General features: G+C 61.9%; 26 protein-coding genes. 10 read left to right on the top strand and 16 right to left on the bottom strand.

Annotated elements, in window-relative coordinates; all coding sequences use genetic code 11:
- Positions 1–39: 39 nt before the first annotated feature.
- Complete coding sequence (locus NKJ35_RS22315; RefSeq protein WP_352476417.1) at positions 40–495, bottom strand: DUF2214 family protein; 456 nt, start codon at positions 493–495, stop codon at positions 40–42.
- Between the two features lie 226 nt (positions 496–721).
- On the opposite strand from NKJ35_RS22315, the gene NKJ35_RS22320 reads away from it, so the two are divergent.
- From NKJ35_RS22320 to NKJ35_RS22345, 6 genes are all read left to right on the top strand, one after another.
- Positions 722–1,261 carry a GNAT family N-acetyltransferase gene (locus NKJ35_RS22320; protein WP_352649568.1) on the top strand — a complete coding sequence of 180 codons (540 nt, stop codon included), beginning with the start codon at positions 722–724 and terminating at the stop codon, positions 1,259–1,261.
- 205 nt (positions 1,262–1,466) lie between these two features.
- A complete protein-coding gene (locus NKJ35_RS22325; protein ID WP_352649569.1) occupies positions 1,467–2,444 on the top strand; it encodes a Bug family tripartite tricarboxylate transporter substrate binding protein in 978 nt (325 codons plus the stop codon).
- A 158-nt stretch (positions 2,445–2,602) separates the two neighbouring features.
- Positions 2,603–3,136, top strand: coding sequence for a tripartite tricarboxylate transporter TctB family protein (locus NKJ35_RS22330; protein ID WP_254816833.1), 534 nt, complete (start codon positions 2,603–2,605; stop codon positions 3,134–3,136).
- Between the two features lie 4 nt (positions 3,137–3,140).
- Complete coding sequence (locus tag NKJ35_RS22335; protein WP_352476420.1) at positions 3,141–4,664, top strand: tripartite tricarboxylate transporter permease; 1,524 nt, start codon at positions 3,141–3,143, stop codon at positions 4,662–4,664.
- A 15-nt stretch (positions 4,665–4,679) separates the two neighbouring features.
- Positions 4,680–5,864, top strand: a complete 1,185-nt coding sequence (locus NKJ35_RS22340; protein ID WP_352476421.1) for a CaiB/BaiF CoA transferase family protein — start codon at positions 4,680–4,682, stop codon at positions 5,862–5,864.
- Complete coding sequence (locus tag NKJ35_RS22345) at positions 5,861–6,709, top strand: citryl-CoA lyase (RefSeq protein WP_352476422.1); 849 nt, start codon at positions 5,861–5,863, stop codon at positions 6,707–6,709. Before NKJ35_RS22340 ends, NKJ35_RS22345 begins: the two co-directional genes overlap by 4 nt.
- An 81-nt stretch (positions 6,710–6,790) precedes the next feature.
- Here NKJ35_RS22345 and NKJ35_RS22350 read toward each other — a convergent pair whose 3' ends face one another.
- The 14 genes from NKJ35_RS22350 to NKJ35_RS22415 form a co-directional block, all read right to left on the bottom strand.
- Positions 6,791–7,300, bottom strand: coding sequence for an NUDIX hydrolase (locus NKJ35_RS22350; RefSeq protein WP_352649570.1), 510 nt, complete (start codon positions 7,298–7,300; stop codon positions 6,791–6,793).
- Between the two features lie 129 nt (positions 7,301–7,429).
- On the bottom strand, positions 7,430–7,735 hold the full coding sequence (locus NKJ35_RS22355) for a hypothetical protein (protein ID WP_352649571.1): 306 nt from the start codon (positions 7,733–7,735) through the stop codon (positions 7,430–7,432).
- 121 nt (positions 7,736–7,856) lie between these two features.
- Positions 7,857–8,549, bottom strand: coding sequence for a response regulator transcription factor (locus tag NKJ35_RS22360; protein ID WP_352649572.1), 693 nt, complete (start codon positions 8,547–8,549; stop codon positions 7,857–7,859).
- Entirely contained in the window at positions 8,546–11,287 is a 2,742-nt protein-coding gene (locus NKJ35_RS22365; protein WP_352649573.1) for a DUF4118 domain-containing protein, read from the bottom strand. Before NKJ35_RS22365 ends, NKJ35_RS22360 begins: the two co-directional genes overlap by 4 nt.
- A 53-nt stretch (positions 11,288–11,340) precedes the next feature.
- Complete coding sequence (gene kdpC, locus NKJ35_RS22370) at positions 11,341–11,910, bottom strand: potassium-transporting ATPase subunit KdpC (RefSeq protein WP_352649574.1); 570 nt, start codon at positions 11,908–11,910, stop codon at positions 11,341–11,343.
- Between the two features lie 12 nt (positions 11,911–11,922).
- Positions 11,923–14,010, bottom strand: a complete 2,088-nt coding sequence (gene kdpB, locus NKJ35_RS22375) for a potassium-transporting ATPase subunit KdpB (RefSeq protein ID WP_352649576.1) — start codon at positions 14,008–14,010, stop codon at positions 11,923–11,925.
- Positions 14,007–14,216, bottom strand: a complete 210-nt coding sequence (locus tag NKJ35_RS22380; protein ID WP_352649577.1) for a hypothetical protein — start codon at positions 14,214–14,216, stop codon at positions 14,007–14,009. The genes kdpB and NKJ35_RS22380 overlap by 4 nt, the downstream gene beginning before the upstream one ends.
- Positions 14,217–14,223: 7 nt before the next feature.
- Positions 14,224–15,927: a potassium-transporting ATPase subunit KdpA gene (gene kdpA / locus NKJ35_RS22385; RefSeq protein WP_352649578.1), complete on the bottom strand. Its 1,704-nt coding sequence runs from the start codon at positions 15,925–15,927 to the stop codon at positions 14,224–14,226.
- Positions 15,928–15,952: 25 nt separating this feature from the next.
- Complete coding sequence (locus tag NKJ35_RS22390) at positions 15,953–16,042, bottom strand: K(+)-transporting ATPase subunit F (RefSeq protein WP_023675300.1); 90 nt, start codon at positions 16,040–16,042, stop codon at positions 15,953–15,955.
- A gap of 332 nt (positions 16,043–16,374) precedes the next feature.
- Positions 16,375–17,856 (bottom strand): hypothetical protein, encoded by a 1,482-nt coding sequence (locus NKJ35_RS22395; RefSeq protein WP_352649579.1) that lies wholly within the window; start codon positions 17,854–17,856, stop codon positions 16,375–16,377.
- Between the two features lie 113 nt (positions 17,857–17,969).
- Complete coding sequence (locus NKJ35_RS22400) at positions 17,970–18,152, bottom strand: hypothetical protein (RefSeq protein WP_352649580.1); 183 nt, start codon at positions 18,150–18,152, stop codon at positions 17,970–17,972.
- The gene (locus tag NKJ35_RS22405; RefSeq protein WP_292657372.1) at positions 18,152–18,340 is read right to left on the bottom strand and encodes a DUF3606 domain-containing protein; all 189 of its coding nucleotides are present in this window, start codon (positions 18,338–18,340) and stop codon (positions 18,152–18,154) included. Before NKJ35_RS22405 ends, NKJ35_RS22400 begins: the two co-directional genes overlap by 1 nt.
- 229 nt (positions 18,341–18,569) lie before the next feature.
- A complete protein-coding gene (locus NKJ35_RS22410) occupies positions 18,570–18,800 on the bottom strand; it encodes a hypothetical protein (protein ID WP_254816847.1) in 231 nt (76 codons plus the stop codon).
- 410 nt (positions 18,801–19,210) lie between these two features.
- Positions 19,211–19,645 (bottom strand): DUF3597 domain-containing protein, encoded by a 435-nt coding sequence (locus tag NKJ35_RS22415; protein WP_254816848.1) that lies wholly within the window; start codon positions 19,643–19,645, stop codon positions 19,211–19,213.
- Between the two features lie 321 nt (positions 19,646–19,966).
- Here NKJ35_RS22415 and NKJ35_RS22420 point away from each other — a divergent pair, with 321 nt between their 5' ends.
- The 4 genes from NKJ35_RS22420 (at position 19,967) to NKJ35_RS22435 (ending at position 22,360) form a co-directional block, all read left to right on the top strand.
- Entirely contained in the window at positions 19,967–20,251 is a 285-nt protein-coding gene (locus NKJ35_RS22420; RefSeq protein ID WP_352649581.1) for a hypothetical protein, read from the top strand.
- Positions 20,252–20,356: 105 nt separating this feature from the next.
- A complete protein-coding gene (locus tag NKJ35_RS22425) occupies positions 20,357–20,965 on the top strand; it encodes a YdeI/OmpD-associated family protein (protein ID WP_352649582.1) in 609 nt (202 codons plus the stop codon).
- A gap of 454 nt (positions 20,966–21,419) precedes the next feature.
- Positions 21,420–21,692 (top strand): hypothetical protein, encoded by a 273-nt coding sequence (locus tag NKJ35_RS22430; RefSeq protein WP_254816851.1) that lies wholly within the window; start codon positions 21,420–21,422, stop codon positions 21,690–21,692.
- A gap of 260 nt (positions 21,693–21,952) precedes the next feature.
- On the top strand, positions 21,953–22,360 hold the full coding sequence (locus NKJ35_RS22435) for a hypothetical protein (protein ID WP_352649583.1): 408 nt from the start codon (positions 21,953–21,955) through the stop codon (positions 22,358–22,360).
- 542 nt (positions 22,361–22,902) lie between these two features.
- Here the strand turns inward: NKJ35_RS22435 and NKJ35_RS22440 are convergent.
- Entirely contained in the window at positions 22,903–23,112 is a 210-nt protein-coding gene (locus NKJ35_RS22440; RefSeq protein ID WP_352649584.1) for a hypothetical protein, read from the bottom strand.
- Positions 23,113–23,574 lie beyond the last annotated feature (462 nt).

The following is a 23,574-nucleotide window of genomic DNA, read 5'->3' on the forward strand; positions in this document are numbered from 1 at the left end:
GGAAGGTTGGGCCGTGCGATACCCTTCCTCCAACCTATTCTAGTAGCCGTAGCCGCGCGCCATCGCCGCCGCGAACACCGGGATCAATAGGAAGATCGATGCTTCGGTGCGGACATAGGTGCGAACGGACGCTAGCTCCACCGCAGGAACCTGGAAGCCGGGACTGACGCTCGCCTGCCTGTTCCAGGACAGGAAACGGATGGTCGGGATAATCGACAACAGGCCGACAATGGCGAAAGCGGCCATCTTTGCCCAGAACACCCAATTGTAGACGTAGAATTCCCAGCCTTTCAGACCATAGACGACGCGGCCGATGCCAACGACGATGATCAGCATGGCAATAATGCCGTAGTGGCGGTCGATGCCGACGAGCCGCTTCAGCGTCGCGGCGGACAAGTCGCTGCGGATCAGGACGAATTCGGCGCCGATGATGCCTGCCAACGAAAACACCAGCAGATGATGGAAGATGGCAAGCACAAGGTCGGTGGTGTCCATGCTGGATTCCCTCTGTCGGACGGCAGCGCCGAAACCCAACGCGCCTGAACCAATACCGGAGAAAAACTAACACCGCCTGGCAGGATTCACATCAGCCTGGAAGATGATCTACACAGCCTTGGCTCTTGTTTTTCACAACGGATTTGGATTTCCCGTCTCGTGCGTGTCGCTGTCCCCCTTTTGGAAGACCTGCATTAGGCACCGGCAACACAAACGAGACATGACCATGGCCAGTCCGCATACAATTGTCGCCCCAGTGCTTGAGACCTCGCGCACGGTCCTGCGGCCGCACCGGCTTGACGATTTCGACGCCTATGTCGCTATGTGGGCCGATCCCGTCGTCACCCGCTTTATCGGCGGGAAGCCGCGCACGCGGGAGGAAAGCTGGATGCGCTTCCTACGACACGCCGGCCTGTGGTCGCTTCTGGGCTACGGTTTTTGGGCGATCGAGGAAAAGGAGACCGGCCGCTTCATCGGCGAGGCCGGCTTTCACGATCTGAAACGCGACATGACGCCGTCGATCGAGGGCATTCCGGAGACCGGCTGGGCTCTGGTTTCGGGCGCGCATGGCCACGGGCTGGCCAGCGAAGTCGTCGCACGGGTGCTTGCCTGGGGCGACGAGACGTTCGGCGCCGCGAAGACCGTCTGCATCATCGATCCGGAAAACACCGGATCGCTGAACGTCGCGGCAAAATGTGGTTATGGCGAAGTGCTGCGAACCGTCTACCAAGGCAAGCCGACCATCCTGCTGGAGCGGCAGCCCTGACGGACACCGTCTGGCCTCTGCCTGCCACGTCGTCCGGCGTCGAGTTCGCCTGCCTGAAGACCGCACAGGCCGATTGTGCCGCATGCAGCGTGTTCTGTCTTTGACAGGAGGACGCAAACTCTGCATGAATTTTATCGAGCGGGTCTGAAGTCAGGCCACGTTTCTGGCAGGCACCGGAGGAGGTGTCGCGATTTGGAGGAATCCCATGCTGAACAGACGCCGATTCTTGATGAGCACCGCGGCAGCAGGTGCTGCCGGACTCGCGGCATCGCATTTTGTCCCCGCCTTCGCGCAGGACGCGCCGCAGCTGCAGATTTTCGTGCCGGCGGCGCCGGGCGGCGGCTGGGACCAGACGGCGCGCGCCATGGACCAGGTGCTGCGCAGCGAAAAACTGATTTCCGGCTCGCAGATCACCAATGTCGGCGGCGCCGGCGGTACTGTCGGCCTGCCGCAATTCGTCAACCAATGGAAGGGCAAGGGCGATGCGCTGATGGTGGCCGGCATGGTCATGGTAGGCGCCATCATCGCCAACAAGGCGGCCAACAACCTTACCGAGGTCACGCCGATCGCCCGCCTCACCGGCGAGTTCGAGGCGCTTGTGGTGCCGGCCGCCTCCCCGTTCAAGACGGCCGCGGACTTTGTCGCTGCTCTCAAGGCTGACCCGACGCAGGTTCCGGTTGCTGGCGGTTCGGCCGGCGGCTCGGACCATATATTGTTCGGCCTCATCGCCAAGACCGTTGGTGTTCCGGCCACCAATCTTTCCTATGTGCCGTTCGCCGGCGGCGGCGAGGCGCTTTCGGCGCTGCTCGGCAACCAGGTCGCGGCCGGCATCTCCGGCTATGGCGAGTTCGCCGAACAGGTCAAGGCGGGTGCGCTGCGGCTGCTGGCCATCTCCGCGGACAAACGCCAGGAGGGGATCGATGCGCCGACGATGAAGGAAGCCGGCATCGATGTCGAGCTGTTCAACTGGCGTGGCGTCTTCGCACCGCCCGGCGTCTCGGACGCCGACAAAGCAGCAATGATCAAGCTGATCGAGACCATGGCCAAGAGCGACGCCTGGGCCACCGAATGCAAGAACCGCAACTGGACGCAGATCCTGCTCACCGGTGACGATTATGCGAAATTCGTCGCAGAAGACACGGCCCGCATCGGGACGATCCTCAAGGACCTCGGTCTAGCGTGATGCTCTCGGCAAGGGGTGGCAGCCTACGCCAACCCTTGCCGACTTTCGCCAGCCGCATGGACATACGCGGCGCCGGAGGTGAAACTGCGCCGAGATCGGCCGGGTGAGACCGGTCCAAGGAGAACCGGCCCCAAGGGACCGACATTGGGAGGACGATGATGAGCACCAGCGACCAGCCGGCGCCGCCGCGCCTTGCAGTGCCCGAACTGCTGATCGGCGTCGGGCTCCTCGCCTGTGCGGGTGCGGTTGCCTGGCAGACGCTGGCAATCCCGGTGTCGCCGCTCTATTCCAAGGTCGGTCCGACCGTCTTTCCCTACATCACCATGACCGGCATGGTGATCCTGTCGCTGCTGCTCATCATTGCCGCCTTGCGGGGCGGCTGGCAGCCGGAGGACGAAAAGGCGACGCCGACCGACTGGAAGGCGATGGGCATCGTCGCCCTCGGACTGATCGCCAACCTCGTGCTGATCCAGCCGCTCGGCTTTACCGCGGCATCTGTCATCATGTTCGTTCTCATCTGCCACGGTTTCGGCAGCCGGCGTCCGGTGCGTGACGTGCTGCTCGGGCTGATCCTGGCGCTGGCCGCCTATTTCGGCTTTGCCAGGGCGCTCGGCGTCAATATCGGCGCCGGCTTCATCGAAAACCAGCTGAACGCGATCGTCGATTCGCTCGTCACCATGCTGAGGGGCTGACGCCTTGGAAACGCTCGGCCATCTCGCGCACGGATTTTCGGTCGCCTTCTCGCCGATCAATCTCATATGGTGCCTGGTCGGCACCACGCTTGGGACTGCGATCGGCGTGCTGCCCGGCCTCGGACCGGCACTGACCATAGCGCTGCTGTTGCCGATCACCTATCAGGTGGCGCCGGAGGCATCCTTCATCCTGTTTGCCGGTATCTATTACGGCGCCATGTATGGCGGCTCGACGACATCGATCCTGCTCAACACGCCTGGCGAAAGCGCCACCATCGTCACCGCGCTCGAGGGCAACAGGATGGCCCGCTCCGGCCGTGGCGGTGCGGCCCTGGCGACCTCGGCGATTGGTTCCTTCGTCGCCGGCACGCTGGGCACGATCGGCGTTGCCTTTCTGGCGCCGATCGTCGTCAAATTTGCGCTGGCCTTCGGCCCGGCCGAATATTTCTCGCTGATGGTGCTGGCCTTCATCACGGTTTCGGCGGTGCTCGGCTCGTCGTCGGTACGCGGCCTGACCAGCCTGTTCGCCGGCTTCGTCGTCGGCATGATAGGCGTCGACCTGCAGACGGGGCAGCCGCGCTTCACCTTCGGCATGAGCGAATTGCTCGACGGCGTCGACGTCATCGTCGTCGCCGTTGGCCTGTTCGCCGTTGGCGAGACGCTTTACATGGCCTCGCGCCGCTATGCCGGCAAGGACGAGATCGTGCCGTTGAAAGGGTCGCTTTACATGACCGCGGCTGAATGGTCGCGCTCGTGGAGGCCATGGCTGCGCGGCTCCCTGATCGGCTTCCCGATCGGCGCCATGCCGGCCGGCGGTGCCGAAATCCCGACCTTCCTCTCCTATGCCATCGAGAAGAAACTCTCCAGACACAAGGACGAGTTCGGCACCGTCGGTGCCATCGAGGGCGTTGCCGGACCGGAAGCGGCCAACAATGCATCCGCGGCCGGCGTGCTGGTGCCGATGCTGACGCTCGGCCTGCCGACATCGGCGACGGCCGCAATCATGCTGTCGGCATTCCAGAGCTACGGTATCAATCCGGGGCCGCTGCTGCTGACGACGCAGGCCGACCTGGTGTGGGGGCTGATCGCCAGCCTGTTCATCGCCAACGTCATCCTCGTCGTCCTTAACCTGCCGCTGATCGGGCTTTGGGTGCGATTGCTGAAGATCCCGGCGCCGCAGCTCTATGCCGGCATCCTGGTGTTCGCCACAGTCGGCACCTACGGCATCTCGCAATCGCCGATCGACCTCGTCATCCTCTATCTGCTCGGTGCCGCCGGTTTCCTGATGCGGCGTTTCGATTTTCCGACCGCGCCGGTTATCATCGGCATGATTCTCGGGCCCCTTGCCGAAACGCAGTTCCGCCGCGCGATGACCATCTCGAACGGCGATTGGACGGTGTTCTACAAGCATCCGCTGTCGCTGACGTTGCTGACGCTGGCCTTCATCGGGCTGGTTGGACCGCATATCTGGGCCTACATCGAGCACAGACGCATGCGGGGACCGGAGCACGTGCCCGGCGATGCCTGAGCTGTTCGTGACGTCATGACAGACCTGCTTTCCGGCATCCGCATCCTTGACCTGACCAATGTGTTGGCCGGCCCCTATTGCGCCTACCAGCTGGCATTGCTCGGGGCCGACGTCATCAAGGTTGAGACGCCGCAAGGCGGCGATCTGGCGCGCCAGCTCGGCGCCTCTCCGGAGCTCAACCGGGCGGGCATGGGCGCTTCGTTCCTGGCGCAGAATGCCGGCAAACGCTCGGTGGCGCTCGATCTCAAGCAGGAGGCCGACCGCGAACGCTTCCTCGATCTGGTCGCTTCGGCCGACGCGCTGGTCGAGAATTTCCGCCCCGGCGTCATGGACCGGCTGGGGCTTGGCCATGCCAGGCTGAAAGAAGTCCGGCCAAGCCTTGTCTATTGTGCGATATCGGGCTTCGGCCAGACCGGGCCGATGCGCGACAATCCAGCCTACGACCAGATCATCCAGGGTCTTTCCGGGATTATGAGCATCACCGGTACACCGGAAACGGCGCCGCTGCGTGTTGGCTATCCGGTCGCCGATACGCTTGGCGGGCTGGTCGGGGCGTTCGCCATTACCGCCGCATTGGTCAAGCAGAAGACGACAGGCGAGGGCGCGTTCCTCGACGTCTCGATGCTCGAATGCACGCTTTCTGCGCTCGGCTGGCCGGTGTCGAACTATCTGACGGCGGACGTCGAGCCGCAGCCGATGGGCAATGAAAACATGACGGCCGCACCGTCTGGCGCGTTTCGCACCGGCGACGGCTTGCTCAACATCGCAGCCAACAAGCAGGAGCAGTTCGTCACACTGTGCCAGTTGATCGGTCGGCCGGAGCTGGCGTCGGACGTCCGCTTTGCCGAGCGAGAAACGCGCAAGCAGAACCGCATTGCATTGAAAGCGCTGATCGAGGATGCCTTGGCGAGCGGCTCGGCCGCCGCCTGGGAGGAGACGTTCAATCGCGCCGGCGTGCCGGCAGGCCGGGTGCTGACAATCCCGCAGATACTGCAGGAGCGACAGGTGATCGAGCGCGGCATGACGGCCCGCTTCCCGGCTGTGTCCGGGATGGACCAGCCGCTGACCGTGGTGCGCGGCGGCTTCATGGTCGATGGCGAGGCACCTTTGCCGAGCAGGCCGCCGCCGGCGCTCGGCGAGCATATGGGCGAGGTTTTTGCCGGCCTGCCGCCGCGTGCCAGGAAAAGAGCGAAGGCATGAGCGGAACGCAAAACAAGACTGGTCGCGCACGCGGCGAGGAATGGTGGCAGACCGGCATCATTGAGATGCGCCCCGGCGTCATCCGGCTGCGCGGCTATGAAATCCAGGATCTGATCGGCCGCGTCAGCTTTCCGGCAATGATCTGGCTGATGCTGCGTGGCGAACTGCCAAGCGAGGAGCAGGCGGCGCTGCTTGGCATCGCGCTGGGTGCTGCCGTCGACCATGGGCCGCAGGCGCCGTCGATCGCCATCGCCCGTATGGCGATCACCTGCGGCGTCGGCATCAACAGCGCCATGGCATCAGCCGTCAACGTGCTTGGCGATGTGCATGGCGGCGCCGGCGAACAGGCGCTTTCCTTCTACGGAGACATCGCTGCCGAACTGGACGCCGGCATGCCGCTTGCGGACGCCGTGTCGGCGCGGCTCGATCGTTTCCTTGCCGGGGAAAACGGCTATGTGCCCGGGCTCGGCCATCGTTTCCATCCGGTCGACCCGCGGGCGCCCCGCCTCATCGAGCTAACCCGCGACTTTGCCGCGCGCGGCATCGTCAGCGGGCGCTTCGCCGACATTGCCGAGGCGATCGAGGCCGAGGTTGCGCGGCGCAAGGGCAAAAAAATCCCGCTCAATATCGACGGCGCCACGGCCGTCATCTACGGCGAGCTCGGCTTCCCGCCGCCGCTGACGCGCGGTCTTTTCGTGCTGTCGCGCTCGGTCGGCATCCTCGCACATGCGTGGGAACAGTCGCAGGAAAGCGACCGCAACAAGGGGCCGCTGCCGCGCGAATGGCTGTGGGCCTATACCGGCACGCCGGTGCGGTCTTTGCCTGAGGGCGACGGCGGCAAGTGAGATTTCGGTTCAAGTGTGACGGCGGCAGGCGCTGGGGCCAATTCCATCCCGATCCAGTCGGGCTAGTCTAGCCTCGATCTTTTATTGAGCGTGATCTTTTCCGAAAGCCGGATTCTGTTTTTTGGAATTATACTCCAGCTCGAGAATCCTAATGTTCCTCAGCAGCGTCGAGAGATCCGGCTCGTCGATGAGCACCGCCGCGTCGGCCGGCGCCAGCCACGCGCGCTGACGCCTCTTGGATTCTTCCCAGTCGGCAAGTTCCTCGGTTACCTCCAGCAAATAGACGACGACGTCGACACGGACGAAGCGGTTCGCCAGCCGCTTCCAGTAGCAATAGGTGCCGGCCGGCTGTTTCAGTGTCTTGCCGAGAACGCCGGCTTCTTCCTGTGCTTCGATGGTGGCCGCCTTGCGGCTGCTCTTGCCCTTCATCGGCCAGCCCTTCGGTACGATGAAGCGCCTCGTCGTTCGCGATGTGACCAGCATCACCTCGACGTCGCCATGCTCGTTCAGCCGAAACGGAATCGCCGCGACCTGGCGAATCCGGTCGCCCTTCCTTGCCTTGCGTACGACCTTCTTCTTGCTGGCTGCCATTCGATAATCCAGTCGAGGCGGTGCCCAAACGGCAAGGGCAGCGTTGCAAAGTCGGCCGCTTTCAATGGGCCGCAAGCGGAGCGGTTTCCACAATATATAAGTCGGCTAAATAAATGAAAGGGCCGGTCGTCAGCGGCAGGTGCTGACAAAGCCGCTCCCCGACGGCAGCAACTGGCAAGTTGGCCTCATCTGCGGCACCTCCTGCCGTTGCGGTGTTGGGATTTGGCGATCCTGGGCACGGTACTGCTGTTGCTGCTGCTGGTATTGCTGCCGCCGCAGCCTGTTCTCCAACATCTGCAACTGGTCCTGCTGGATCAACACGTTGCGGTCGGCGGGACTGACGACCTGTGCCGACGCAGCAGGATTTACGCCCGACAGCATCGCCGCAGTCAGCATTGCCGACCCTAAAAACCTCAATAGACGAAGCCGCGACATCCATCCATTCCCGCACAAAACCGATCTTTCCTTAATATAGGGCTTTTGTCCGGCGACGCCATGGCCGCCGCTGATTTGAAGCAGATTGGAAGAGGCATTTCGGCTTCGGATGCTCGTCGCGTCAATCGACTTCGCGCAGCCGGTATCCGACGCCGGTCTCCGTTGTGATATAGCGGGGCTGGTCGGGCGTTTTTTCGATCTTTTGCCTGATCTGCCGGACGTAGACTCTGAGATATTGAACGTCGGTGGAATCGCCCCAGACCTGCTTCAGCAGGAATTGGTGGGTGAGAACCTTGCCGGCATGTTGTACGAGGATGCGGAGGATGTCGTATTCCTTCGGCGAGAGCTTTATCTCCTTGTCCTCGACCTTGACGATGCGCTTCACCAGATCGACGGAGAGGTCGCCGGTCTGGAACACCGGTCTCTCACCCTGCTGCTGGAACTTGTGGCGAAGCGCGACGCGGATGCGTGCGACAAGCTCGTTCATACCGAATGGCTTGGCTACATAATCGTCGGCGCCGAGTTCGAGGGCCGAGACGATGCCGGCCTCATCAGTGCGGCTGGAAAGAATAACCACGGGAATGTCCAGGCCATCATCCCGCCATTTGCGGAGCAGCTCATGCCCGCTCATGCCGGGCAGGCCGAGATCGAGCAGCACAAGGTCTGGCTTTTCCGTCTCGATGAGTTCAATCGCCGCCCTGGCGTTCGGCGCCTCGCTGATCGCATAGCCTTGGCTGCCAAGCCCGACGCGAAGTAGTTTCCGGATCGGCGGTTCGTCGTCGACCACCAATATCCGGACGTCGAGGCTCGTCATGGCAGATCGTCCATATTTTGATGGCCCGCCTCGGGTTCGCCGAGATTGGGCAGCTCCGCCGGTACCAGTTGCATCTTGATCTTGAAAACCGCCCCCGAGCGGTCGGACCTGTTTGCCGCCGAGAGCGTCCCGCCCATCGCTTCGATGAAGCCGCGGCAAATCGACAGGCCGAGCCCGGTGCCGGCACGCACCTGGTCACCCTTGCGCACACGGTAGAAAGTGTCGAAAACGCGCTCCAGGTCCGCTGGCGGAATGCCTGGTCCCTCGTCCATGATCTGCAGGATGATGAAGCCGTTATCGGCCCAGGCCTGCAGGCGGATCGTCGAACCTGGTGGCGCGTATTTTGCAGCATTGTCGAGGAGGTTGAACAGCACCTGTTCGAACAGAACGGGGTCGACCCGCAACATCGGCAGATCCGATGGAATGTCGATCTCGGTCTTATGCTCGCGGACGATTTTGCGGGCCCGATGCAGAGCTGACCCGACAATGTCGCCGAGATAGTGAAAGGCGTAGTTCGGCTCCATCGTGCCGGATTCGATCTTGGTCATGTCGAGCAGATTGGCAATAAAGCGGTTAAGCCTCTCCGCCTCATCGAGCACGGTCGACAGCAGTTCCGTCCGGTCCTGCTCGGGAAGCGCGGCCTCGAAGTCCCTGAGTGTTCCGGCCGCGCCCATGATGGCGGCAAGCGGCGTTTTCAAATCGTGGGAAATGGAGGTGAGCAAGGCCGAGCGCAGACGGTCTGCCTCGGCCGCAAGCTTGGCCCGGTCAACGTCGGCGACGAGCTGGATGCGCTCGATGGCGACCGCCGCCTGGTCGGCGAGCGCATCGAGCAGACGCTGCTGCTCGGGTGTCAGCAGCGGACCTTGCTTATCGTTGTCGAGGCCGACAACGCCCACCGCCGTGCGTCCGGTCCGCAAGGGCAGATAGAGGCGTTTTGCTCCGGGCAGCGTGTCGGCGCCGCGCCCGGCGGCGCGATTATGCTCCCAGGCCCAGCGGGCTGCTGCAATGTCGGCCTCGGCCAGCGTATCGTCGGGTGGGTAGCCGGCTTTGACCGCTATTGTGCCGTCCTCCGGCAGAAGCAGCACCACGCGCAGCTTCAGCATCGAGGCGATCTGGAAGGCAGTCGCCCAGAGAACGTCGTCGAGCGTGCCAGCGCCGGCGAGCTTCTTTGAGAAGAGATAAATATCTTCCGTGGCGCGTGCCCGCGAGCGCGCAGCGACCGCCTGACGCTGCACGCGCGCTGTTAGATTGCTGGCAATGACCGCAACAACCAGGAAGACAGCCAGCGCAACGATGCTCTCCGGATCCTCGATCGTCAGCGTGTAGCGTGGTTCCAGGAAGAAATAGTTGAAGGCAATGGCGCTGATGAGGCAGGCATACAAAGCCGGCCAGAGACCGCCGGTCACCGCCGACGTCAGGACCCCAATGAGAAAGATGATCGCCAGGTTGCGGACGTCGAGAAACTGGTCGAGAAGGACGGCGAAGGCGAGCGAGCCAACAACATAGGCCGTGGCCCTGAGATAGGGCCAGATCTCGAACTGCCACTGTTCGTCCGCCGCCTTGACGGTCCTCGACGTCGCCTCGGCGTTGCGTTCGTTTCCCGAAATGACATGGACGCTGATGTCGCCGGCATTGCGGATGAGATCGTAAGTAAGCGAGCCTTCGATCAATTCCCGCCAGCGCGATCGGGTCGGCCTGCCGATCACGATGTGGGTGAAGTTGTTCGCCGTCGCATGCCGAACGATGTCTTGCGCGACGTTCTGACCCGGAATGGTCGTCACCTCGGCACCGAGCTGCTCGGCAAGGCGCAGCTGCGTCGCCAGCCGATCCTTGTTTTCCTCAGGCATGGCAGCTGAACGAGGGGTATCGACATGAAGCGCCGTCCAAGGGGCGCGGAGCCGATCGGCCAACCTTCGCGCATAACGTACACGGGCCGCCCCGCCCGGACGCGCATCGACGCAGACGAGAACCCTTTCCCCCGCTGCCCAGGGCCCGGGTATCGCGTGGGCCTGCATGTGGGTCAGCAACTGCTCGTCGACCCGCTGGGCAGTGCGGCGGAGCGCCAATTCCCGGAGCGCCGTCAGATTGCCCGGCGAGAAATAGTTCTCGATGGCGCGCTGGGCGGTGCTGGGGATGTAGACCTTGCCTTCCTCAAGCCGCTTGATCAGATCGTCGGGGGTCAGGTCGATGATCTCGATATCGTCGGCCTGGTCGATCATGGAGTCGGGGACAGTTTCCCGCACCCTGACGCGGGTGATCTGCGCCACGACATCGTTCAGGCTCTCGACGTGCTGGATATTCAGCGTCGTATAGACATCGATGCCGTGCGTCAGGATTTCCTGGACGTCGAGGTAGCGCTTGGGGTGACGGCTGCCCGGCGCGTTGGTATGGGCAAGTTCGTCGACCAGAACCAGCGCCGGGTGCCGGGCGAGGATGGCGTCGAGATCCATCTCCTCAAGGATACGCCCCTTGTATTCGATCTCAAGGCGAGGAACGACCTCGTAGCCTTCGACCAGCGTCTGGGTTTCCTTGCGGCCGTGCGTCTCGACGACGCCGATCACCACGTCGACCCCGTCGGCCAGCCTGGCGCGGCCCGACATCAGCATCTCGTAGGTCTTGCCGACACCGGGAGCGGCGCCGAGAAATATCCTCAGGCGACCGCGCTCCTCCCGCTCGGCATGCTCGAGCAGCGCGTCGGGAGAGGGCCTGGTTTCGGCGGTGCGGCTGTCGTCTGGCATAAGCGTCAATCATGAACGGCGCCGGCTTCGGTGTCGATCCCGGCGCCAGTCCTTTACTTTTTCATCGCATCGTCCAGCGCAAGGTTGAGGGCCAGCACATTAACGACCGGCTCGCCGATGAATCCCAATTCGCGATCTTCGACATGGCTGTCGACAAGCGATTTGATCTTGGATTCATCGACGCCCCTGGCCTTGGCCACCCTGGGGACCTGAAAATAGGCCGCGTCGGGGCTGATATGCGGATCGAGACCGCTGCCGGACGTGGTGACCAGATTCATCGGTACCGGCTGGCTCGGATTTTCGGCTCTCAGTTTTTCGGCGTCGCTCTTGATCCTGTCGATGAGCTTCGGGTTGGTCGGGCCTAGATTCGAGCCGCCCGAGGCGGCGGCATTGTTGCCGTCGCCGGCAGCCGACGGGCGGCCATGGAAGTAGCGGTCGCTGGTGAAAGCCTGGCCGATCAGCTCGGAACCGACGAGCTTGCCGTCCTTCTCGATCAGTCTGCCATTGGCCTCGCGTGAAAACAGCGCCTGCGCAATGCCGGTCATGCCGATCGGATAGACCAAACCCGTCAGAATCGTGAAGAAGACGATCATGACGATCGCGGGTCTGATTTGATTGAGCATCGACATGGTTCCTTATGCGAGACCGAGAGCGGTGATGGCCATGTCGATCATCTTGATGACGACGAAGGGCACTACGACGCCGCCGAGGCCATAGACAATGAGATTGCGGCTGAGCAGCGCACCGGCGCCGACCGCGCGGTATTTGACACCCCTCAGCGACAGCGGGATCAGCGCGATGATGATCAGCGCGTTGAAGATGATGGCCGAGAGGATAGCGCTCTGCGGCGTCGCCAGATGCATGACGTTGAGCGCTTGCAGCGGCCCGGCGGTCTGGCCCGGGGCGATGTAGAAGACGGCGAATATTGCCGGGATGATGGCAAAATACTTGGCAACGTCGTTGGCGATGGAGAAGGTGGTCAGCGAACCACGCGTCATCAGCAGCGCCTTGCCGATTTCGACGATCTCGATCAGCTTGGTCGGATCGCTGTCGAGATCGACCATGTTGCCGGCCTCGCGCGCCGCGACCGTGCCGGTGTTCATGGCAACGCCGACATCGGCCTGCGCGAGGGCCGGCGCATCGTTAGTGCCATCGCCGCACATCGCGACAAGTTTGCCTTTGGCCTGCTCGTCGCGGATCAGCTTCAACTTGTCCTCGGGCGTCGCTTGGGCAAGGAAGTCGTCGACGCCGGCTTCCGCCGCGATCGCCGCCGCGGTCATCGGATTATCGCCGGTGATCATCACCGTGCGGATGCCCATGCGGCGCAATTCGGCAAAGCGTTCTGCGATGCCGCCCTTGACGATGTCCTTCAGATGGACGACGCCGAGGAGGCGCCCGTCGCGCTCGACCGCGAGTGGAGTGCCACCCGATTTGGCAATCTCGTCGGCGATCGCCTGAAGGTCGCGGACGGTGTCGTTGCGCGTACGGCCTGTGGCAACCGTCGAGAGGTTGACGTGGGCAAGTACCGCATCGACTGCGCCCTTGCGGACCGAGGAGCCTTCCAGATCGACGCCGCTCATGCGGGTTTGCGCGGTGAAGGGCACGAAAGTCGCGTGCAGGCTTGCCATGTCGCGGGCGCGGATGGCGTATTTTTCCTTCGCCAGGACGACGATCGAGCGGCCTTCCGGCGTTTCGTCGGCAAGCGAGGCAAGCTGGGCCGCGTCGGCCAGTTCCTGTTCGGTGACGCCCTTGACCGGACGGAATGCCGTCGCCTGGCGGTTGCCCAGCGTGATGGTTCCGGTCTTGTCGAGCAGCAGCGTGTCGACATCGCCGGCCGCCTCGACGGCGCGGCCCGACATGGCCAGCACGTTGAAGCGCACCAGGCGGTCCATGCCGGCAATGCCGATCGCCGACAGCAGGGCGCCAATTGTGGTCGGGATCAGGGTAACGAACAGGGCGACCAGCACCGTCACCGAGATATACCCGCCCGAATACGACGCGAAGCTCGGGATCGTCGCCGTGGCCAGCACGAAGATCAGCGTCATGCCGACGAGCAGGATATTGAGCGCGATCTCGTTGGGTGTCTTCTGGCGCTCGGCGCCCTCGACCAACGAGATCATGCGGTCGAGGAACGTATGGCCGGCAGCCGCGGTGATGCGCACGCGGATCCAGTCGGACAAGACCTGGGTGCCGCCGGTCACCGCCGAACGGTCGCCGCCGGATTCGCGGATGACCGGTGCGGATTCGCCGGTGATGGCCGCCTCGTTGACCGACGCCACGCCTTCGACCACCTCGCCGTCCGAGGGGATGATGTCGCCGGCTTCGACAAGCACGATGTCGCCGACCTTCAGGCTGGTGCCGGGCACCAGTTTGAACTTGCTGCGGTCGCCATCGTTCAACAGCTTGGCCTGCGTCTCGGTTCGCGCCCGGCGCAGCGAGTCTGCCTGCGCCTTGCCGCGGCCTTCGGCCACCGCTTCGGCGAAATTGGCGAAGAGCACGGTGAACCACAGCCAAATGATGATCTGCAGCGTGAAGCCAAGATCGCCGCCGCTGGTAGCGAGATCCTTGACGAACAGCACGGTGGTGAGCGCCGAGACGACGGCGACGACGAACATCACCGGGTTCCGCATCAAGGTGCGCGGGTTCAGTTTTCTGAAGGAACCGGCGATAGCGGGCCACAGAATGCGGGTATCCATGATGCTCACGGATTTCGACGGGCTCATTTGGTGGCTCCAGTGTCGATGTTGTTGACCGGTCGATCCTGTGCCGAACGAAGGTGCGGCGGCCCGTAAGCCAGCAGCCAGATCATGATCAAGGCTGCCGCAATAGCGAGGAATGTGGACAGCGTCGGGAAAGGAGGGGGCGTTTTCTCCCCCTCCGGCTCGGGGCGATGCCGGACCTTTCGAGGTATGATCTTGAACCAGGGCATGGCCGTTTCAGAATGTCTGACCGTGAATCATCGCCAGGTGCTCGACGATCGGTCCGACCGCCAGGGCCGGGAAGAAGGTCAGGCCACCGACGATCAAGATGACACCGACCAGCAGCCCGACGAACAGTGGACCGTCGGTCGGGAAGGTGCCGGCGGAGGCAGGGACGGTCTTCTTCGCAACCAGCGAGCCAGCAATCGCCAACGCCGGAATGATGACCAGGAAGCGGCCCATCAGCATGCCGATGCCGAGCGTTACGTTGTACCAGGGCGTGTTGCCGCTGAGACCGCCAAAGGCGGAGCCATTGTTCGCCGCGGCCGAGGTGTAGGCATAGAGAACCTCGGAGAAGCCGTGTGGACCAGCATTGGCGATGGAAGCAACGCCCGTCGGCAGCAGCACCGCGATAGCGGTGAAGATCAGCATTGCCAGCGGCAGGCAGAGCACGGCCAGCATCGCCATCTTGACCTCCTTGGCCTCGATCTTCTTGCCGAGATATTCGGGCGTACGTCCGACCATCAGCCCGGCGACAAAGACGGCGATGACGATGAACATCAGGATACCGTAGAAGCCGGCTCCGACGCCGCCGACAATAACCTCGCCGAGCTGCATGTTGATGATCGGGATCATGCCGCCAAGTGCGGTGAAGCTGTCATGCATGGCATTGACCGCGCCGCAGGAAGCGGCGGTGGTGATGACGGCAAACAGCGCCGACAGAGCGATGCCGAAACGGCTCTCCTTGCCCTCCATGTTGCCGCCGTCGACGCCCAGCGCGTGGACCAGCGGATTGCCTGCGGATTCCGCCCAGTAGCAGACGGCAACGCCGGCGATGAACAGCACGCCCATAGCCGACAGAATTGCCCAGCCCTGGCGCTGGTTGCCTACCATGCGGCCGAAGACATTGGTCAACGCCGCGCCGAGGGCGAAGATCGTCACCATCTGGATCAGGTTGGAGATTGCGTCGGGATTTTCGAAGGGATGTGCTGCATTGGCGTTGAAGAAACCGCCGCCATTGGTGCCGAGCATCTTGATGGCAACCTGGGAAGCGACCGGCCCGACCGCTATAGTCTGTTGCGCGCCTTCGAGCGTCGTCGCGTTGACGTAGGCAGCGAGCGTCTGCGGCATGCCGAGATAGACATAGACCAGAGTCAGGACGATGCAGAACGGCAAAAGCAGATAGAGCGTGCCGCGAGTCATATCGACCCAGAAATTGCCGATCGATTTGCCTGAGGCCCTGGCAAAGCCGCGGATCAGTGCGACCGCAATGGCGATGCCGGTCGCCGCCGACAGGAAATTCTGCACGGTCAAGCCGGCCATCTGCACCAGATAGGACATCGTGCTTTCGCCGCCGTAGTTCTGCCAGTTGGTGTTGGTCATGAAGCTGGCGGCGGTGTTGAAGGCCAGCCCAGGTTCGACGGCGGTCATGCCGGCCGGATTGTAGGGCAGGCCGCCTTGCAGCCGTTGCAGCAAATAGAGCACCAGGAAGCCGGCCAGGTTAAAGAACAGCAGGGCCGCCGCATAAGAGGTCCAGTGCTGCTCCTCGCGCTCGCTGGTCCCTGATATGCGGTAGAGCCGGCGCTCGAGCGGGGCCAGAATTGACGACAGGAATGTGCGCTCGCCGCTGAAAACGCGATACATGTAGCCGCCGAGCGGCTTGGCCAGCAGAACGACGATCCCGCAATAGACGAGGATCTGCAGCCATCCGTAGATTGTCATGGGGTTGGCTCCTTGCCAGCGGAGATCAGAAGCGTTCCGGGCGAACGAGGGCGTATGTCAGGTAGGCGAGAAGAAACAAGGTCACGGCGCCGCCGAGGATATAGTCGAAAAGCATGTTAGATCCCATAAACTTACAGATTGTCGCAGGCTTTGATGTAGCCGAAGCATAGAGCAAAGAACGTGATTCCAATCGCGACAACAACTATATCCATTGCGCATTTTCCTTATGTTGTGTTTGATTGTTTACTTTAACAAACTACCAAAACCCGTCGCCGCATCATATCGGCGGCCGGATACATCGCTTCGGCGAATATGGATCAAAGTGCCATAAAGGGTCGAGACGGGACGCGGAGCAAAGAAATCAAAATCCCATAAGGATTTCGCCGCCTCGGCGCTGGCCACAGCTTCAGGAGGGATGTGCACACCGGCGCGCGAAGCTGCCGGGGCTCAGTCCGCGCGGGTGTAGATCACCGCGTAGTCGTCCGCATAGGCCCGCTCCCAGCCCAGTTCGTCGAAGAACGGAATGCGGCTGTCGTCGGCGGTCAACAATGCCCAGCCTATCGTATATTTCTCGAGTTGGGCTTTCAGGATCGGCTTGCCCCGGCTGTGCCCAGTCTGCTCATCCGTTTCCGTAAAGCCATTCAGGAAGAGCTGATCCGCGCGGCCGTCGATAAACGTCCTGATGCCATGGAAAATCAGCGTACCGCCGAAATCGTAGGAGTTCAGCAGATTGCCCGACAGATTATGGGATTGGGCGAAGGCCAGTGCGTCCCTCGCCGAGGTCTTCTGGCTCGGCGCGACCGGATAGGTCGTGAAGGCGGCAGCCGCCAAAACCAGCAAAACGGCAAGTCCAGCGCAAAACCTGGAAAATTGCCGTGCGAAAAATTGTTCAAGTCCGTCGCGCTTTTCCGCCGCCCATTTCTCGGCTGAAAGCGCTGGATATTGTTGCGCCACCTCAACGGCAAGGACCACCGGGACAAGAAGAAAGAACAAGTACATGAACCGTATGTGGGTGAGATAGGCGTGCAGCGTGAAGACAAGGAACAGCGCCTTGGCCCAGCCAATGCGCAATCTCGACACGAGCAGCCCGAAAAACGCCACCAGCAGGGCCACCTCCTGGAGGGTGTGCCGCGAGGCGTCGAAGGGTTGCCACTCCGCAATGTAAGGCACCGCCTCATTGCCATAGGCCACCGTGAACGTGGCGAGTATGGCCTTGACGCCATAGGGATTGAACAGGCTGACCAGCGGGCAAAGCAGCCCGAAAGCGATCCACTTGGCCAGCAGCCGGGGGTTCGACAAGCGCGTGCGCATGACGAGATCGAGGCCGGCGAAGGCGGCGATGACGAAACCGAAGGTGAAGGTGGCATGGAGATTGGCCCACAGGCAAAGCAGCGTCAGCAGCCACAAAGGCGGCGCTTTCTCGTTGCGTGCGGCCTGGAAAAGACCGGCGGTCCAGACGACGATGATGGGCAAGGTAAAGATGTGCGGCCGGGCGACATAGATTGGCCCGATCAAAAGCGCGAGAACCAGCGTCAGTCCTATCGCCAGCGTCGGCTTCAACCACGCGCTGAGATACCACGACGTCAAGAAGATCGTGAGCGCGATTACTGCAGTCGCCAGCAGCACCACGCCGTTCCAGCCGCCGGCTTCAAAGGCAATTGCAAGGAGAAGCTGACTGAGCCATTCCTTGGCGATCCATGGCTGGCCGGCAAAAGTGTAGGAATAGACGTCGACAGTGGGGAATGTGCGGCTTGCCAGCATATCCATGCCGACCTTGATGTGCCACCAGCTATCAGGATCCTGCAGGAGGGAGGTGGCAAAGGCGAGGAGCGCCGCCGCCATCACGACCGCCGCCAGCAGGCAAAATACCAACCTCACATGCCGTATATCGCCTATCGACGGCCTCGCCTCACCAGATATCCCGCGCATATGGCATCCCTGAGCCGCGATAGCGGAAGGGATAGGCCGAATTTGTTAGAAAACCGATAAGCTCCAGGATTGCGGCCACACCCCTGTACCGCGCGTCCGACCGGCTCGGCGGCTCAGCCCTCGGCCTTGAAGTTCTTGGCTTCCTTCGCGACCTTCGGGCTGTCCTTGCCGTGCTTGCGCATCAGATCCTTCGCCTGCTTCGGCGAAACGTCGGTGGTTTCGGCCAGACGCAGAGCCTCCTTTTCGTCCGGATCACGCGTCTTGCGGTCGGCCATTGCGGTTTTCTTGTCAGCCATTACGACGCTCTTATGCTTTCGGCGATTTCGTTCAGCACCTTGCGGTCGGTGCCGTGACGCTTGATCAGCGTGCGTGCCTGATCCGGGGTGATGCCCGCTTCCTCGGCAAAGTGACGTACCTCGTAGTCTTCGCCGCCCGCCACTCGTGAGCGGTCGCGACTGTCGGTCTTGGTTTTGTCGTCGGCCATGGCAGCTCTCCTCATCTCGACGAGAGCATAACGGGCAAGATTTCAGCGAGTTCCTTCGAGCGTGTCGCCCAATTACCGCCTTCGGCATGACCCGGCATGAGCAGCGGTTTTGTTCAAAGCAAGGGCTTGGTGCCAGGACGGCCTTCATGCACAAACAGGCTGGCCTCTTTGGCGCTGCCAACCGCCCGCCACTGCTGCTGGCGCAGCCTGATGTTCGTTCCAGATTATTTTATTGAGACCGATGGTCGAACACGACGCCCATGGTCCTACCAACGGCCGTCATGACGATAAGCTCGACCAGATCGTCGTCGCTGTTGCCGCAGGCCGGGGCCGTCCTGCGAACGATGTCCAGCATCGCCCTCGTCGATATGGTGTCGCCGGCACCGAACCGTGAAAGCGCAGATGAAACAAGCTCTTGGGCCGTCAAGTCGGCGACAGTCACCCTCTGCACCACGTTCATTGGCTTCCTCCCACCATGAACTCTCTCCGGGGAGAATGATACGCCGAACGTCGCGTTTCGCCAGCAAAATGGTGGTCCTACCAGCGCGTGGGCAGCGACCGAAATCGGCGCTTTGCGTGAGGCAATCCGGGTGCGAGGCGGCAAGCGCTTTTTGTGGCATGCCACCTCGCCAAACACCGATCCTGACGGTCGGGACGGGTCTCAATTTTATTTATCTGGCGGTCTGACGCTTGGCATCGTGGTCTGCTCGGTTGCGCCCGAAGTTGGCGCAGCAAGAACCACGGTGAGGGCAGGACCGGGACGGTTCGTCGTTTCACGGAAACGCCGAACCGGTCTGTCTTTTTTTGTTTGACGCAATTCCGGACGGAAAACCGTTCACACGTTTTCCTGGAATTGCTTGTCTTGTGACTTTAGGCGGCTAGGTCGCTCGGAAGCTTGCCGCCATTCTCGGCCAGCTTTTTCATCAGTGCGTCGTGCAGCCACAGATTCATCGTTACAGTGTCGTTCATATCGCCGGTGTAGTTCAGCTCGTGGGCAAGCTCCTTGCGGGCGCCAAGGCTGCTGTCGATATTCAGAGCCTTCATCAGGTCGACGATCGAATTCTTCCAGTTGAGTTTCTGCCCCTTCGCGGCCACGGCCTTGTCGAGAATGGCAGCGATGTCCGGGGCAGAGGACAGCGCGGCCGGCGCGGCCGGAGCCGGGGTTGCAGCCGGGGCGGATCGGGTAGGCGCCGTCGGCTGGGTGGCTGTGCTCGAAGCAGGCGCGGGAGACGGTTGCGCCGGCGGCGCTTCGGCCGCAACCGCGTTTCCGAAAATCGCACCTTTGATACTGTCGAAAATGCCCATTGCTATCTCCTGTGTTGGCTCGACGGTGTGTTGCCTTGACGGTCGGTGAGGCGACCGTTGCCGAATGCCGCATTGAACGCCCTGGTTGTACCAGGACCACGAACGCAACGCAGGGGCAACTCAAAAGTGGCTAAAGGGTAAAGGCTTGGTTGCATTGGGGAATCGGCCCAGTGATCCGGCCCGAGAGTAGAATAGGTCGGATCGCGGTCCGACAAATCGTCACGCGCAATGGGCGAGGGAATGGTTGCCAGCCAGTTTTGCTGACGCAGACTAGAAAAATCATCTAGATTCGTGTTCGCAATTCGCTGAGAGAACGAAGCCATGACAGCAGTCGTCGCATCCGACAGGCTCGAACGTTCGCCGGTTTGGGCAGAGGACGATCCGTCGGTCAAATGGGCCGGCGCTTTCGCGGTTTACGGCGGGCACGGCACCACCCAGTCCCCGGTCATTGTCTACGAGATCGAGCCCGGCAAGCGGCTCGGCTGGCACAGCGACGCCACCGAAGAGACGCGTTCTTTGCGGCGGCGATGTTCATGCAGACATTCGACGGCGTCATGCTGCCGCCGGAAATCCCATGTCCTCGGCACGCCCAATCGTGCGGGCTGAATGCGTGCCGGCGGGAATCAACAGGCCTGCGGATATCGGACTTGGAGCTGATATGAGGGCGCGGTTCGGCGTCGTTACGCGCCTGGGTCACCGGCGGATCGGCTGATGGCGCCCGTTAAGGTCGACCCCGCCAAGGTGCGCGAGTTCAGGGATGCCGAAAGCTTCCATGCCTGGCTTGGCGAGCATCACGACAGCGAGGACGAAGTCTGGATCAAGATCCATAAGCTCGATTCGGGGCTGCCGTCGATCACGCCGAAGCAAGCCATCGACGTGGCGTTGTGCTGGGGCTGGATCGATGCGGTGCGCAAGGCCTTGGACGGCAAAAGCTACCTGCAGCGCTACACCCCGCGCGGCAAGAAGAGCACCTGGAGCCAGATCAATGTCGACAATGTCGCCCGGCTGATCGAGGAGGGCCGGATGACCGAGCACGGGCTGAGGCAGGTCGATGCGGCCAAGGCCGACGGCCGCTGGGCGCGCGCCTACAAGAGCGGCAAGGAGATGAAGATCCCCGACGACCTCCAGGCGGCAATAGACGCCGAGCCCAGGGCAAAAGAGATGCTGGCAAAGCTCAGCGGGCAAAACCGCTTCGCGCTCGCCTTCCGCATCCACAACATGAAGACCGAAGCCGGGCGCAAGAAGAAGATCGCGGCGTTCGTGGCGATGCTGAAGCGCGGCGAGACCATCTATCCGCAACGAAATCGCGATTCTGGATGAACATTTGGCCGCGTTTGTGTGCTGCGTCTTGTGCTTGTCCCTTGCGGCGACTCCCAAAATGCGGCCGGCTCAGGCCCATCTCCGATCCTGGCGATGTCGCAGACGATTGTTTTCGACGAGCGTCGCCCGGCACTTCGACACCATCTCTCATTCGTTTAGTGGATGCAGGAAAAAGTCTCGTCCTCACAATCGGCATAGTATATTAGCAGGCGCTGTTATGAGGTTTTTGCCCGTTCAGGAGCCGACTGGCACGTGGGCCGTGTTTGATGCGACCGTGGACGTGCCTGCGGATTTCGCTGGCAGTTGCCTTATCGGCTTGCCGCGGCAGCGGGCGGAGTGGCTCGCAGCAAGAGCCAATCGAGATGCTGCAAAAGGCACTTCAATTTGCCGGTTGCCAGCTGCCGGACCGGCACAAGCCGCGGTTCTTAGACTTAGACCGATCGGAGAGATTTCGATGATGCACGAAAGGGAAATGGCGGCTGCGTTGGCAGCCAGGAACCAGGAAGCGGACATTCGTGGTGTCTTCGACATCACCAACAAAACCGACGCGCCAATTGGCTCTCGCCGATTGGGTGAGGCTATCCACTTTGTCGCCAATGCACCTATCGTTGGCTATGATGTTCACGCCGCCGTCATCAGATATGGCCCACTCGGAACCCCCAGCCTCAGAGCTACAGATTGCGCTCAGCTGTGGGAGAAGTTCGGCGAGGCCTTGCTGGAACACTGACGGGCAGACCTTTGGCGCGTATGGCACCACGATTGTGCAGGACTTCCTTAGTGAGAACGACATGGAAGCCTGGCGGGTGATATTGCAATTAAATTAGGGTGAGCGCATATTTTTTGCCGGCTGGACTCGCAACCGGCCAGGCCCGGCTGCCGACGGGCCGTCAGGCCGGCGGCAAATGGTCCGCAGGCCCGACGGTCCCCTTGGCAAGATCGCCGGAACCAGAGCATGATGCGGCGGCAAAACGGGTTTGGGGGAATGACATGCCTAAGGTTTCGGAGCTTTTTTTCAAGACAGCCATCGTCTTTCTTATTCTGGGAATTGCAGCTGGCCTGCAGATGGCAATTTCAGGCGATCACGGCGCGTTTCCGGCTCACGCGCACATCAACCTGCTGGGGTGGGTCACCAGTGCAATATTCGGCGGCTATTATGCGCTGAACCCGGTAAAGGCTGCCCGCAGGACGGCGATGATCCACTACGGCGTCTACAATCTCGGCCTGGTCGTGATGCTGCCGGCGCTTTACCTGATGCTGCAGGGAAATCCGGCGCTCGAGCCGATCGTCGCCACCGGCTCGATGATTGTCGCTGTCGCCGTGCTGATCTTTGCCTTCGTGGTTTTCTCCGCCGAAACAGAGCGCTCAGTCTCGGGAATACCAGCGGTCCCGCGGTAGACGGGGCGGCGATAGTGCCGAGCCTATCAATGCCCGTGCTTCTGGTGAAGCGCGGGCCGATTGGTTGTAGGCTGATCTGAGGCAAGAGTGCGGCGAGATGAAAGCCGCTCAGTAGCCTTCGCGCGCCCCTCTACCTGCCATGCTGCTTATCGCGGCCTTCATTTTGGCGTTGTGCCTACGTCCCTAGGAAGGTGAAAATATCGACACTTCTTGGATCTTCGCCGAAACGACTGCCTTGTGCTTTTGGGGCGCGACGCCCAGCGAGCGCAGGTGCGACGTTGATGCAGCCTTGTTGTTGGCGACGCAGCATGACGGGGTCATCGTCAAACGACGGTAGAGCGCGCGGACCTACTGTTGCGCGAGCCGGTCCCCGAGCGTGTTTGCTTTGGCCAATCTTGCCAGCGATTGTTCGACTTTCTGCGCCGAGGCGTCTGTGCGCTTGATGTGCCGTATCATTGCTGCCTCAGCAGCGCGAGCCTTGCGACGCGATATTCGTCGCCGTATCTCGCAGTTTCAAGGTGGAGGGTCGCGAGCATCATGGGTCAAGTCTTCCGATCGATCTTCGTCATGCGTTCCCGGGCCTCAATCACGCGTTTTTGCTCAGACCGTATGCGGTCGCACAACGCGAGATTGACGGCGACACAGCCATCGTTCAACAACAGTTCATTCGCACGCTTCAGCGAGCGCTCGGCCCGTTTAACGCGCAGCCTGGCATTGGCCAGTTCGAAGCTAAAAATATCAATCATCATCATACCGCTTCGTTTGCGGTCCCTTCGATTGTTAACCGGCGTCGATCCCATTTGTTCCGACTGCACGCGGCGCGGCGCCAGGAAGGAGCTTGTCTTTCGCCCGTGCTGGGCCGTTCGCGATGGCGGGGCATGCTAGGTGGGCGGGCTGGTGCAAGGCGAAGGTGTGAAGGCCTGGCCCGTAATCACGTTCTGTTCACTCTGGCTAATGTAAGCTGGCCGCCTAGAATTCGCCGCGAAGGTGTTTGACGCGGAGCTTCACACCAGGCTTGACCCACTGCGCCGCGAGCACAGCCATGTGGTCACCGTGGCTCGAGTGTCAGCAGATGTGGTAAGGGTGAGTGTCGGCGAGTAGCAGAGGTCCAGCAACAATGACTTTGAGACGAACCAGAGCTTACGGCACATCCGGCTTGGTTCTAGCGGTTTGCACTGTGTTTGCTTGGCAGAACGCCGCTGCCGCTCAAAATT

Origin of the sequence: Mesorhizobium sp. M0136 (assembly GCF_040322515.1) — a bacterium.
Lineage (GTDB): Bacteria > Pseudomonadota > Alphaproteobacteria > Rhizobiales > Rhizobiaceae > Mesorhizobium.

What these genes read in the sequence shown, in the direction of transcription:
- kdpB (WP_352649576.1), bottom strand. Translation starts at nt 14,010, where the DNA reads ATGAGCCCGTCGAAATCCGTGAGCATCATGGATACCCGCATTCTGTGG.
- NKJ35_RS22400 (WP_352649580.1), bottom strand. Translation starts at nt 18,152, where the DNA reads ATGGCTGACAAGAAAACCGCAATGGCCGACCGCAAGACGCGTGATCCG.
- NKJ35_RS22405 (WP_292657372.1), bottom strand. Translation starts at nt 18,340, where the DNA reads ATGGCCGACGACAAAACCAAGACCGACAGTCGCGACCGCTCACGAGTG.
- NKJ35_RS22430 (WP_254816851.1), top strand. Translation starts at nt 21,420, where the DNA reads ATGATGCACGAAAGGGAAATGGCGGCTGCGTTGGCAGCCAGGAACCAG.
- NKJ35_RS22360 (WP_352649572.1), bottom strand. Translation starts at nt 8,549, where the DNA reads ATGACGAGCCTCGACGTCCGGATATTGGTGGTCGACGACGAACCGCCG.
- NKJ35_RS22420 (WP_352649581.1), top strand. Translation starts at nt 19,967, where the DNA reads ATGACAGCAGTCGTCGCATCCGACAGGCTCGAACGTTCGCCGGTTTGG.
- NKJ35_RS22315 (WP_352476417.1), bottom strand. Translation starts at nt 495, where the DNA reads ATGGACACCACCGACCTTGTGCTTGCCATCTTCCATCATCTGCTGGTG.
- NKJ35_RS22425 (WP_352649582.1), top strand. Translation starts at nt 20,357, where the DNA reads ATGGCGCCCGTTAAGGTCGACCCCGCCAAGGTGCGCGAGTTCAGGGAT.
- NKJ35_RS22380 (WP_352649577.1), bottom strand. Translation starts at nt 14,216, where the DNA reads ATGCCCTGGTTCAAGATCATACCTCGAAAGGTCCGGCATCGCCCCGAG.
- NKJ35_RS22440 (WP_352649584.1), bottom strand. Translation starts at nt 23,112, where the DNA reads ATGATGATGATTGATATTTTTAGCTTCGAACTGGCCAATGCCAGGCTG.
- NKJ35_RS22330 (WP_254816833.1), top strand. Translation starts at nt 2,603, where the DNA reads ATGAGCACCAGCGACCAGCCGGCGCCGCCGCGCCTTGCAGTGCCCGAA.
- NKJ35_RS22395 (WP_352649579.1), bottom strand. Translation starts at nt 17,856, where the DNA reads ATGCGCGGGATATCTGGTGAGGCGAGGCCGTCGATAGGCGATATACGG.
- NKJ35_RS22355 (WP_352649571.1), bottom strand. Translation starts at nt 7,735, where the DNA reads ATGTCGCGGCTTCGTCTATTGAGGTTTTTAGGGTCGGCAATGCTGACT.
- NKJ35_RS22320 (WP_352649568.1), top strand. Translation starts at nt 722, where the DNA reads ATGGCCAGTCCGCATACAATTGTCGCCCCAGTGCTTGAGACCTCGCGC.
- NKJ35_RS22345 (WP_352476422.1), top strand. Translation starts at nt 5,861, where the DNA reads ATGAGCGGAACGCAAAACAAGACTGGTCGCGCACGCGGCGAGGAATGG.
- kdpA (WP_352649578.1), bottom strand. Translation starts at nt 15,927, where the DNA reads ATGACAATCTACGGATGGCTGCAGATCCTCGTCTATTGCGGGATCGTC.
- NKJ35_RS22410 (WP_254816847.1), bottom strand. Translation starts at nt 18,800, where the DNA reads ATGAACGTGGTGCAGAGGGTGACTGTCGCCGACTTGACGGCCCAAGAG.
- NKJ35_RS22415 (WP_254816848.1), bottom strand. Translation starts at nt 19,645, where the DNA reads ATGGGCATTTTCGACAGTATCAAAGGTGCGATTTTCGGAAACGCGGTT.
- NKJ35_RS22365 (WP_352649573.1), bottom strand. Translation starts at nt 11,287, where the DNA reads ATGCCAGACGACAGCCGCACCGCCGAAACCAGGCCCTCTCCCGACGCG.
- NKJ35_RS22390 (WP_023675300.1), bottom strand. Translation starts at nt 16,042, where the DNA reads ATGCTTTTCGACTATATCCTCGGCGGCGCCGTGACCTTGTTTCTTCTC.
- NKJ35_RS22325 (WP_352649569.1), top strand. Translation starts at nt 1,467, where the DNA reads ATGCTGAACAGACGCCGATTCTTGATGAGCACCGCGGCAGCAGGTGCT.
- kdpC (WP_352649574.1), bottom strand. Translation starts at nt 11,910, where the DNA reads ATGCTCAATCAAATCAGACCCGCGATCGTCATGATCGTCTTCTTCACG.
- NKJ35_RS22350 (WP_352649570.1), bottom strand. Translation starts at nt 7,300, where the DNA reads ATGGCAGCCAGCAAGAAGAAGGTCGTACGCAAGGCAAGGAAGGGCGAC.
- NKJ35_RS22340 (WP_352476421.1), top strand. Translation starts at nt 4,680, where the DNA reads ATGACAGACCTGCTTTCCGGCATCCGCATCCTTGACCTGACCAATGTG.
- NKJ35_RS22435 (WP_352649583.1), top strand. Translation starts at nt 21,953, where the DNA reads ATGCCTAAGGTTTCGGAGCTTTTTTTCAAGACAGCCATCGTCTTTCTT.